11 protein-coding genes and 1 tRNA gene are annotated in these 10,253 nt (G+C 37.6%); 4 read left to right on the top strand and 8 right to left on the bottom strand.

Annotated elements, in window-relative coordinates; genetic code table 11:
- Window position 1: 1 nt before the first annotated feature.
- The 5 genes from D1868_RS04800 to cdvA all read right to left on the bottom strand — a co-directional run bounded on the left by D1868_RS04800 (window position 2) and on the right by cdvA (window position 3,558).
- Window positions 2–97, bottom strand: a tRNA-Leu gene (locus D1868_RS04800).
- Between the two features lie 57 nt (window positions 98–154).
- Window positions 155–829, bottom strand: a complete 675-nt coding sequence (rpiA, locus tag D1868_RS04795; RefSeq protein WP_156006072.1) for a ribose 5-phosphate isomerase A — start codon at window positions 827–829, stop codon at window positions 155–157.
- Between the two features lie 88 nt (window positions 830–917).
- Window positions 918–2,039 (bottom strand): cell division protein CdvC, encoded by a 1,122-nt coding sequence (gene cdvC / locus D1868_RS04790; protein WP_156006070.1) that lies wholly within the window; start codon window positions 2,037–2,039, stop codon window positions 918–920.
- A 4-nt stretch (window positions 2,040–2,043) separates the two neighbouring features.
- Window positions 2,044–2,823: a cell division protein CdvB gene (gene cdvB, locus D1868_RS04785; protein WP_156006068.1), complete on the bottom strand. Its 780-nt coding sequence runs from the start codon at window positions 2,821–2,823 to the stop codon at window positions 2,044–2,046.
- An 18-nt stretch (window positions 2,824–2,841) separates the two neighbouring features.
- Complete coding sequence (cdvA, locus tag D1868_RS04780; protein ID WP_156006066.1) at window positions 2,842–3,558, bottom strand: cell division protein CdvA; 717 nt, start codon at window positions 3,556–3,558, stop codon at window positions 2,842–2,844.
- Window positions 3,559–3,727: 169 nt separating this feature from the next.
- Between cdvA and D1868_RS04775 the strand changes: the two genes are divergently transcribed.
- A complete protein-coding gene (locus D1868_RS04775) occupies window positions 3,728–3,976 on the top strand; it encodes a hypothetical protein (RefSeq protein ID WP_156006064.1) in 249 nt (82 codons plus the stop codon).
- Window positions 3,977–3,980: 4 nt separating this feature from the next.
- On the opposite strand, the gene eno is transcribed toward D1868_RS04775, so the two are convergent.
- On the bottom strand, window positions 3,981–5,225 hold the full coding sequence (gene eno / locus D1868_RS04770; RefSeq protein ID WP_156006062.1) for a phosphopyruvate hydratase: 1,245 nt from the start codon (window positions 5,223–5,225) through the stop codon (window positions 3,981–3,983).
- A 348-nt stretch (window positions 5,226–5,573) separates the two neighbouring features.
- Here eno and D1868_RS04765 point away from each other — a divergent pair, with 348 nt between their 5' ends.
- Complete coding sequence (locus D1868_RS04765; RefSeq protein WP_156006060.1) at window positions 5,574–5,900, top strand: zinc ribbon domain-containing protein; 327 nt, start codon at window positions 5,574–5,576, stop codon at window positions 5,898–5,900.
- Complete coding sequence (locus D1868_RS04760; protein WP_156006058.1) at window positions 5,881–6,306, top strand: signal peptidase I; 426 nt, start codon at window positions 5,881–5,883, stop codon at window positions 6,304–6,306. Before D1868_RS04765 ends, D1868_RS04760 begins: the two co-directional genes overlap by 20 nt.
- On the opposite strand, the gene gcvPB is transcribed toward D1868_RS04760, so the two are convergent.
- On the bottom strand, window positions 6,298–7,812 hold the full coding sequence (gene gcvPB, locus D1868_RS04755) for an aminomethyl-transferring glycine dehydrogenase subunit GcvPB (protein WP_156006056.1): 1,515 nt from the start codon (window positions 7,810–7,812) through the stop codon (window positions 6,298–6,300). The genes D1868_RS04760 and gcvPB overlap by 9 nt on opposite strands.
- Complete coding sequence (gene gcvPA / locus D1868_RS04750) at window positions 7,796–9,166, bottom strand: aminomethyl-transferring glycine dehydrogenase subunit GcvPA (protein WP_156006054.1); 1,371 nt, start codon at window positions 9,164–9,166, stop codon at window positions 7,796–7,798. Before gcvPA ends, gcvPB begins: the two co-directional genes overlap by 17 nt.
- 39 nt (window positions 9,167–9,205) lie before the next feature.
- On the opposite strand from gcvPA, the gene gcvT reads away from it, so the two are divergent.
- A complete protein-coding gene (gcvT, locus tag D1868_RS04745) occupies window positions 9,206–10,249 on the top strand; it encodes a glycine cleavage system aminomethyltransferase GcvT (protein ID WP_156006052.1) in 1,044 nt (347 codons plus the stop codon).
- Window positions 10,250–10,253 lie beyond the last annotated feature (4 nt).

Genomic DNA, 10,253 nt, shown 5'->3' with positions numbered 1-10,253 from the left:
ATGCGGGGGGTGGGCTTCGAACCCACGCAGGCCTACGCCAGCGGATATCCCCAGGGGCCTTGAGTCCGCCCCCTTTGACCAGCTCGGGCACCCCCGCCTACTTATCTACATATTCGTCATTAATTTTAAGTTTTTCACTTATTGAAATTATAACTTAACTTAAAATCTCGATACGACCATCTTCGTTCCCTAAAATCACCTCATAATCTTTAACACCCTTTTTACCGCAAAAAACACCACTCTCTACCACACCAGGTATCTCCTTCACTTTCTTCTCAAAAGCACACAATTCGTTTGTATTTACATCAACATCTATGATTATATTACAATTATCACTAATTACACCTCCGATTTTTCCGTTAGTTTCCCTAATTCTCGCTTTGTATCCCAGAGAAGTAAGCTCCGACAAAACGTAAGATATGGCAGCCTGAGTGATTTCTACTGGGACAGGTAACTGATTTGAGCTTGAAAGCTTACTATACTCTCCAATGAATACTGACCTTTGAGAAAAATAGTATAATAATTTCTCTCTGAGTAATGCTGCACCTCCTCCTTTAATCATAACTTTATCCTTAGTTACGAAATCGAAACTATCCACATAGATCTCTGGTTTCGCGCCTGAACTTAACGATAAGACAATACCTCCCCTTTTAGATAAGTCTATTTCCGTGTCGATAGAACTTGATACAAAAACTTTACCCTTTATCATGTTTTTCTCTTCCATAACTTCGATTAACCTCTTCACTGTTCTACCAGTACCCATTCCGATCAATTTATAATCAGCTAGTAAAGGGGCTACGAACTCGGCTACAACCCTTTTAGCATCCATAGAAGCATAATCTCTAATTAGGTTATAGGTTTTACCCTTGAATAAGAAGAGGTTAATTTAATTGTAAACAGTTAAAAATAATTTCAAATTATAAGGCCTTGAACTTTTCGTGCCACACTTCGTAAGCTTTAACCATTTCTTCATTTACACTGGGTTTTCTAACCTTTAGAACTTCAATGAAGTCGTTAGTTGTTACTGGTCTAGGTTCCGATAAGTTCTTTTCAAACATCTCCTTAACTACCTTAATCTGAGCAGCTTGAACAATATCCTTAATATCGCTCGCTGTATACCCTTCAGTTAGTTCTGCGAGTTGATTCAAATTAACACTACTGTCCAAATTGATCTTAGATGTGTAGTACTTTAATAACGCCAGCCTTTGATTAAAATCAGGAAGTCTAACGTAGATTCTCTTCTGGAATCTCCTTAGGAATGGCTCATCTAATCTCCATGGCTTATTCGTTGCACCTATAACGTAAACTTTGAACGTCTCAGACTTATCTTGTAACCCATCCATTTCTTTTAAAAATTGATTTCTAACTCTTACCTCTCCACCGTTTTCGCTATTATACACACCGAGTAACGCATCTATTTCGTCAATAAATATTATGACAGGTTTATCCTCCTTTTTAGAGAGTTCCCTCGCGTTGTTGAATATTTTAGCTACGTTCTTCTCTGCTTCACCTAACCACTTAGACATAATCGAAGCAGCGTCGACCTGAATAAAATATGAGTCAATTTCACTAGCTACTGCTGCAGCTATCATAGTTTTGCCACAACCTGGAGGACCATACAAAAGAATGCCTCTAGGCCATCCTAGAGGGAATAAGTCAGGTCTTTTTGTTGGATATACTATAGACTCTTTTAACGCCTCCTTCACATCATCAAGTCCTACTATATCGTTAAAAGAGACCTTAGGTTTTTCCTTTACTATTAGATCTTCTATACTAACGGATGTTGTCTTAGCATATTCTCCCCCATTAGCAGGAACTACTTCTTTTAGTACCTCTATTCTTTTCTTATACTCATTAATCATCTGTTCATAGACTCTGACAGCATTAGAATCATGATACAACGCTATCAATTGAGATAAAACTTCTATAGCTTTTTTATAGTTATTTATAGCCTCCTCTACGTTTCCTTCCTTATCAGCTTTTACAGCTGCCACAGCATATTTTCTTGCCATTTCTTCTAACATTGACTGAGCCGACATCTACTCATCCCTCCAATGCTATCAGACCCTTCTGTTCTAATCTCTTTAACAAATTTAGAATCTCTACCTTATCTACTCCATAGTTCTTTGAAATAAATTCTAGATCAAGGAATCCTCCCGTACTTCTAATGTAATCTAGGAGCATATCTTCTGTTAATTGGCGCTTTATTTGTATTGCCTGAGCTCTAGGTTTAGGTAATTCTGTCGGAGGATGAGGTAATTCTGGCAAGATTTCTCTAACTTTTACTTCTGCCATCTTTTGAGCCTCATCTAGTATCTGCTTAGCTTGTTCGTCAACCATTGCCGGAACTACAGATCTCTCACTTATTGCACCTGTTTCTATAGCAATACTGTTAACACTGCTTGTTATGGAGTCTAACGCTAAAGCCACTTCAGGAGCTACTCCCTTTATCTGATCCTTAAGCTCTCCTAATATTTTCATAACTGGAAATAGGACTAGGGATACACCTTGTAATTCCTGAACAGTATCGAGCTTCAGTCTGACCTTTTCTATTGCCAAATAAGCAGTATAAATTATTTTGATCATTTTCCTAATGTCGGAGATCTCTTGAGCATAGATAGTAGCCCTAGCAACATCACCCTCAATTTGGGCTCTAACTACTTTTTCGAAGAGCTCCTTGTCCCTCTCCTTTAACCTCCTTATTGCCTCGTCAAGTCTGTCTTGCTGTTCCTTTAGCTTCAATGATATTTCAGTAATCATCTTCCCTAATTGTACTTTTCGCTTCCTATCATTGTTAAAAATTGATGATAACTTATCAAACATCCTAAGTCACTAGATTAGTTACAAAGTGTTTATTACTCTTACTGGTATTGGCAAAGGCACTTCACTCTTATTACTTTCCGTCTTTGTAGATTGTTCTGTCTGCGTGGGTAATGAGGGAGAAGGCTTTAAATCCAAACTCTCTTTATCAAGCCCATCTAGCTTATCTAACGTTTTTCTTATATCATCCCTTTCCACGGTATAACTCTCTTTAGATTGCCTAAGGATCTCTATCGAATTCTTATATGCAGTTTCTGGTAACTCTCCCGAGATATAACTCATTTTAAGTGCTATTGTAGCCCTATCGATCTGAGATAACTGATCCTCAATTTTGTTTAACCTATCCTTAAGTTTCCCCTTGAGTTTACTTTGTTCATCTCTGACCTTTAACATTTCGGCGTCCAACTTTCTCTTCATATCATCATACATACTCTTTGGGATCTCGTTCTTAGAGTATAACTCCTCTAACGCTTTCTGTCTTCTTCTTATTTTTTCCATATATCCTAAAATCTTGTAAGCCTCATTCCTCCACTCAGGAATTAATACTAATGAATCCCCATCTAATTTCAGACTGTCGGGAGCGTAACTCTTTATCTCATCTCCTTTAGAAATCTCTACGCCAGTTACTGTTCCGTCGATTTCAGTATAAACGTGAAGTAGAATCCCTACATCTCTACCGTAAATGTCCTTTATCTTTTGCCCTATGAACTTCGTTAATACTTCAACTGAAACCGGCATGGTATTACTCCTCAAAATTATCAGCTGAGTATGATTTATTTAAAAGGATTTGGGCTCCTCAGCAGGTAGAGGCTCATCACGGATAAGTGCTTTTAACCCTCATCATTGGCTAGGTAATATTATGATAGATTATTTAAAAAAGGATTCCTAACGCAAGTTATAATTTACAATGAGCTTACAAACACTGGAGAATATAACGGGGCAATTTTCACAGCTCTTACATGTAAACCCAACACCGCTAGCTTCGACATTCATTATAATAGGATTGTCAATACTAATAATCCTTCTTCTCGGAGGCATCGCTTACGGAGTAGTACAAGCTTTTAAAACCTTGCCTAATATGCCGTTCAGAGGTTTCGTTATCTTAATGTTAGTTATAGCCACGTTCCTACTAGTTATAGGAATATTAATACCCTAAAATACTATAACTTTTTCCCATAGTACTCTAAGCCATAATCCCTTTCTATTTCTATGATTCTATTATATTTACTAGTCCTTTCACCTCTAGCAGGAGCACCAGTTTTGATAAAGTCACTTTGAACTCCCACTGCTAGGTCAGCAATAAATGAATCCTCAGTCTCGCCACTTCTATGGCTAACTATAACCTTTATGGAATTCTTTTTAGCCAGCTCTATATAGTCGAAAGTTTCGCTTAAAGTACCAATTTGATTAGGTTTAACTATAGTTCCGCTGGTCGACTTCTTCTCAATTCCTTTTTTAAGATACTCTACATTAGTGGTATATAGATCATCGCCTGTTACTATAGTCTTCTTAAGCTTTGACTGTAAAATAGAAAACCTTTCGAAATCATTTTCATTGAATGGATCCTCTAGATATAGAATAGGATACTCATTTGCTAAGCTAACGTAATAATCTATCATTTCGTCCGGAGAGTATCTCCTACCGTCTATCTCGTAGACATCATCTTTGAAAAAGTCTGAAGCCGCTGCGTCCATACCTAGATAAACTTGACCGTCGTATCCAGTCTGTTTTACCGCCGTATATATGAGATCCAAAGCGTCTCTAGTCTTTTCGAGAGGTGGAGCGACTCCACCTTCATCTCCTAAGGCAGTGTAGAGTTTACCATATCTCTCTGTTATCAGTTCTTTTAGCCTCTTATAGATTGAAGTCGAGGCGATTAAAGCCTCTGAAAATGTATCAAACTCCTTGGGTATGACAATGAACTCTTGGATTTTGAGCATGTTACCCGCATGAAGCCCACCATTTAATATGTTGAGTAAGGGTATAGGAACATACCTAACCCTAGGACCTCCAATATATTTGAAATATTCTAGCCCTAGAGATTTAGAGGCAGTTTTGAGAACTGCTATAGAAGTGGCTATTGTAGTGTTCCCTCCAATTCTACTCTTATTCGAAGTTCCATCAAGCTTAATAAGAGCTTGGTCTATTGCTAACTGATCCAGAACACTAAAGCCATGAAGTGAATCATTAATTACGGAATCAATTATTCGAACAGCTTCTGTAACTCCGCCATCCTTATCCCTAAGTTCTACAGCTTCCCTAGTTCCCTTTGATGCGCCTGCAGGAGCGTCCCCGAAATCAGAAATCCCACCGTAAGTCTCAACCCTTACTCTAACTGTCCTGTTACCTCTAGAGTCGAGAATTTGATAACCCTTTACCTTTCTTATTCTGAACGAATCGCTCATTTTAAATCCTTGACTGATATTCAAATAGAGAAGATTAATATATGTTACCTATTTGCTACAGCTCAATTCCTTTGATTATATACGGGATATTAACACCAGTTTACGCTCGAATCCTAAGGGGAAAGATAAGTAACGAAAAAGCATTTTATATCACTTGGGTCACAGCACCGTTTTTAGTAGCGTATTTTTATCTTCAAACCATAATAACTTTACCAATCTTAATATTTTTTAATATTATAGGATATATAATAGTTTTGAATAAAAAATACAAATTCTTATCCCCTTTACTTCTGACAGCGTCAATATTATGCCAATTAATTTATAGTTTATTTATATTACATATTACTCATGCCTAGGAAAAAACAGAGCGAGCCAGACGTATGCCCTAATTGTGGAGCAAAAGTTGATAAACCAACAAAGACCTGGCAACTAGTATCTCCTTTACCAGATGCATATGGAAGAATAACCATAACAATTATGGGCTCTTATGAATGTCCTAAGTGCGGGCATAAATGGAAAGCGGTAGTTTCAAAAATAAAGGCTGGAGGAAGCTCCGTAGAGGTAGAGGGTAAGAAAGGAGTTAAGAAGATAGGAGAAGAGCAAGAGAAGGAGGACAACAGAGCTGAAGTAATTGAACTTGATTTGAGTGATCTCGATGAAGATGAAGAAGAGTGACATCTTACTTCTAATACTAATCTTAATAATCTACATAGGAGTATTTTCAGGAGTAGTACAGACGGCTAGCGTAGAAGGAGTTTCAATGTATCCGGAATTTCAAAATGGTTTTCTAACTTTCTATACTTCTCCAAAAAACATTAGTGTAGGAGATATAATTATATATAAATCAACTCTAGGAACTTATGTAATTCATAGAGTTATTCAAATTAATCCTCAATATAATAGTTATATAACACAAGGTATAGATCCAATAACCAATCCCATGCCTGATAATAGAATAGGTTTAGAACCGCCATACGGTGTTCCCCACCAATTAGTTATAGGAAAAGTGTTAGAGATTCACGGAATAATATTTTCAATTCCTTATCTCGGATATATTTCTATATTATTCTCATTACTTTAAGATAGATATTTTCCCCTCACTTCTAAGTCTGTACACCCTATATGTAGGAGTCACTGAGGAGGGGTGATTTGCAGTAACTTGATCAATCCTACCGACAGAGGTATTTGATGGAGAGTTTAGTAGTAATTGCGGATTCTTGTAAGCCTCTTCAACTATCTGCCTAATTGCATCTGCATACTTATCAAGAACTTCTTTCGGTTCGGTTTCAGTAGGTTCTATCATTAAAGCTTCTTCTACGTTAGGCGGAAAATAAATTGTAGGAGCGTAAAAGCCCCTATCGAGCAATGTTTTAGCAATATCATTAGCTGAAATCCCGGTCTCGTTAAGCAATTGTTTTGCCGAAAATACAACCTCATGTTTTCTGGGTCTATCTGAATAAGGTAATGAGAGCCCTCTTACTCCCTTGAGTTTACTTATTAGATAATTAGTAGCCAAAGTACTCAACTTTCCTATCATAGAAATGCCTTTAGAACCTAAACCTAGAATGTAAGAATATGCTCTTACAACATTAGCAATATTTCCATAAAAGGTGGCTATCTTACCAATGCTTTTAGACGGAATGTAATCTAGTGTAAACTTTCCATCCTTTTTCTGAACTAAGGGATAAGGCAAATAGTCTACCATTTCACCTTTAGCACATATAGCTCCAGCACCAGGACCTCCTCCACCATGAGGGACTCCGAAGGTCTTATGGAGGTTGAGATGAACAACGTCGAAGCCCATGTCTCCCGGTCTGACTACACCTAATATCCCATTTAGGTTTGCACCATCATAATAGAGTTTAGCATCAACCCTATGGAGAATTTTAGAGATCTCTAGAATATCACTCTCAAAAAGTCCTAATGTGTTAGGATTAGTGAGCATGAACCCGACTGTCTTCTCACTGGTAACTTCCCTTAATACGTCTATATCTACAAGCCCATCCTTATTTGTTCTTATGTAGATTACCTTATACCCTGCCATGGCCGCACTTGCCGGATTAGTACCGTGAGCAGAATCTGCTACTAACATTTCATCGCGATTTTTTCTATTCTTATCTTCATGGTATTTCTTTATCATTAAGACACCGGCTAATTCTCCAGCAGCACCTGCTGGAACTTGAAGACTACATTGATCCATACCAGTAATCTCAGCTAACATATTTTGCATCTCGTAAATCATTTCCAGAATTCCCTGAACAGTGTCAAAATCTTGTAACGGGTGATATTCAGAAACAAGTTCTGAAGTTTTTTCTTCCACTTTGGGATTATATTTCATAGTACATGAACCTAAAGGCATAAATCCAGTATCTACTCCAAAGCTCATTTGAGAGAGCCTTATGAAGTGCCTAACTACTTCTAGTTCTGATAGCTCTGGTATTTCAGGCTCTTTACTTCTCTTAAGTCTTTCAGGTATCCTTAGCTTAATTTCTATTTCCTTCTCATGTGGAATCAGAGTTCCTATCCTACCACCATTCCCCTTATATTCCATTATTAGTGGTTCATCCCACTTAGCTTGCCTCCACATTTTCAATAACCTCCCTCACTTCATTTACTAAAGTGTCGATCATTTGTTTCGTGTGGACTTCAGTAACACAGAATAATGCCTCATTTCTATTTATTTTAATTCCACCGTGAATTTTCTTCTTGAGCAAATGAGAATGAATTAAGGAGTAATCAATGGGGAATTTGAGTAAGAACTCTTCAAAGAAGTCTCCTTTAAAGGGCGATAAAACACCGTCTATTTTCTCCAATTGTTCTTTTGCATAGTGACTTCTCTTATAAATCTCCTCGGCTAACTCCCTTAGTCCTCTCTTTCCTAATAAAGATAAATATACTGCATTTGCAATTGCCATTAAAGCCTCATTAGTAGTAATATTCGAAGTCGCTTTCTCCCTCCTAGCAAACTGTTCTCTAGTCTGTAAAATTAATGTAAAAGCTCTGTTCCCATTAGTGTCCTTAGTAAGACCTACAATTCTCCCAGGCATTTGTCTGACAAGTTGCCCGTCCCACCTAACTGCCATAATTCCGACCAAAGGACCTCCGTAATTTAAAGGCAAACCTAGTTCTTGTCCATCGCTAACAGCAATATCAACCCCGTATTCACCTGGAGGCTTTATAAGACTGAGAGATAGGGGATTAACTCCCATAATAGTTATCACATTGTTCCTTTTAGCGTATTCGATTATCTCTTCGACATTCTCTTCAAAGACTCCATAATAGTTTGGCTGCTGTATGTATACCGAAGATATGTCTTTAGAAGACGATAGCATCTCTTTTGCCTTTTCATAATCTAATTGACCAGAGTTTGCGTTATAAGGGATCTCAACAATTTTCATCCCCTTACCGTATACCCACGTTTTTAATACCTCCTTATGATAAGGGTTCATATTCTCTGGGACTAACACTGTAGACCTCTTGTTGATTCTGTTTGCCATCATCACAGCCTCAGCTAAAGCAGAACCCCAATCATATAGAGATGCATTAACTACTTCCATCTCTAATAGCTCCGCGATCAGACTCTGATACTCAAAAAGTGCCTGAAGTAAACCCTGAGATATCTCTGGTTGATATGGAGTATAAGAAGTGTAGAATTCTGAACGGCTAATTATAAATTTTACAGCCTCAGGAACGTAATGAGGACAAACACCCCCACCTATAAATGGGGACATGAGTAATTTCATGCTTTTATTTTTTAACTCATTAAGCCTTAACGTAATTTCGTACTCCGATAATGGTTCTTTATAAGGTAAGTTAAGCTCTCTCCTCAATAAGATCTCGTTAGGTACATCGGAAAAGAGATCATAAATATCGTGTACTCCTATTGCTTGAAGCATTTCCTTAATGTGGGCTAGGTTAGGTAGCCACGGATGCATGTCCATATAAATATCTAAACAAGTTATACTTGATCACGGTTAATAATGTTTAGTTCACCTCTTTTGGATATTGAAATAAAGCTAAATGCAGATATAGGAGAATTCGCAGGCTGGCAAATGCCGATGAAATATATAAGTTATCAAGACGAACACATGGCTGTTAGAACATCATGTGCATTTTTCGATCTTTCACACATGGGAAGACTCAGAATTAAAGGAAAAAATGACGAGTTGGACAAACTGGTCGCCAAGGATATAAAGAAGGAAAAAGAAGGAAAAATGATAGGACCTACCGCATTCCTCAATGAGAGGGGCGGTTTTGAAGACGACGTAATGTTATATAAGGTCAAAGAGGATGAGTTCCTCGTTGTTACTAATGCTATAAATAGAGAGAAAATAATCAGTTGGATAAAGAAAAATTCCTCACTCGATGTTCAAGACTTAACATTCGATTTAGCTATGATTGCAATTCAGGGAAGAAATGTGTGGAACTTTATTGAAAAAGTAGATCTTCAACCTTTAGAATTTAGGTTAAACACAAAATTCATGGGCGAGGATGTATTTTTATTAAGTAGGTCAGGGTGGACTGGAGAGGACGGCGTAGAATTGTGGGGACCTCCCGAAACACTCTCAAGGTTGATCACCAGGCTTGTTAATTTGGGTGTGAAGCCAGCAGGTCTAATTACTAGGGACAGTCTGAGGCAAGAAATGGGTTTTGTACTTTATGGGGAGGACATCGATTCAACTATTACACCTATAGAAGCAAGATATTGGGTTTTCTCCCTAGAGAAGGAGTTTATAGGAAGGGACAGGCTCTTGGAACAACTAAAGACCGGAGTAGATAAGATAAGAATCGGATTTAAAGGAAAAAAGAACGAGAGAGTCTTACCCAGAAAGGACAATCCGTTTAAAGTCTTAGGTACTCAAGTTGGATATGTTACAAGTAGTACCTACAGTCCTTACTTAAACAGGGTTATAGGGATGGGCTATGTTAAACCGAGTCACCTTTACTTAGGATTTAACTTAAACATTGACGTAAGGGGAAAATTAATAGATGTAAAAATATCAGACTTCCCATTAATCAAGTGATAAA

The sequence above is a fragment of the Stygiolobus azoricus genome (assembly GCF_009729035.1).
GTDB lineage: Archaea > Thermoproteota > Thermoprotei_A > Sulfolobales > Sulfolobaceae > Stygiolobus > Stygiolobus azoricus.
The sequence above is the reverse complement of the archived record's forward strand: the minus strand, read 5'-3'. Positions and strand labels throughout refer to the sequence as shown.

What these genes read in the sequence shown, in the direction of transcription:
- gcvPB (WP_156006056.1), bottom strand. Translation starts at nt 7,812, where the DNA reads ATGTGGAGGCAAGCTAAGTGGGATGAACCACTAATAATGGAATATAAG.
- gcvT (WP_156006052.1), top strand. Translation starts at nt 9,206, where the DNA reads ATGTTTAGTTCACCTCTTTTGGATATTGAAATAAAGCTAAATGCAGAT.
- cdvC (WP_156006070.1), bottom strand. Translation starts at nt 2,039, where the DNA reads ATGTCGGCTCAGTCAATGTTAGAAGAAATGGCAAGAAAATATGCTGTG.
- gcvPA (WP_156006054.1), bottom strand. Translation starts at nt 9,166, where the DNA reads ATGGACATGCATCCGTGGCTACCTAACCTAGCCCACATTAAGGAAATG.
- cdvA (WP_156006066.1), bottom strand. Translation starts at nt 3,558, where the DNA reads ATGCCGGTTTCAGTTGAAGTATTAACGAAGTTCATAGGGCAAAAGATA.
- D1868_RS04775 (WP_156006064.1), top strand. Translation starts at nt 3,728, where the DNA reads ATGAGCTTACAAACACTGGAGAATATAACGGGGCAATTTTCACAGCTC.
- eno (WP_156006062.1), bottom strand. Translation starts at nt 5,225, where the DNA reads ATGAGCGATTCGTTCAGAATAAGAAAGGTAAAGGGTTATCAAATTCTC.
- D1868_RS04765 (WP_156006060.1), top strand. Translation starts at nt 5,574, where the DNA reads ATGCCTAGGAAAAAACAGAGCGAGCCAGACGTATGCCCTAATTGTGGA.
- cdvB (WP_156006068.1), bottom strand. Translation starts at nt 2,823, where the DNA reads ATGTTTGATAAGTTATCATCAATTTTTAACAATGATAGGAAGCGAAAA.
- rpiA (WP_156006072.1), bottom strand. Translation starts at nt 829, where the DNA reads ATGGATGCTAAAAGGGTTGTAGCCGAGTTCGTAGCCCCTTTACTAGCT.
- D1868_RS04760 (WP_156006058.1), top strand. Translation starts at nt 5,881, where the DNA reads ATGAAGATGAAGAAGAGTGACATCTTACTTCTAATACTAATCTTAATA.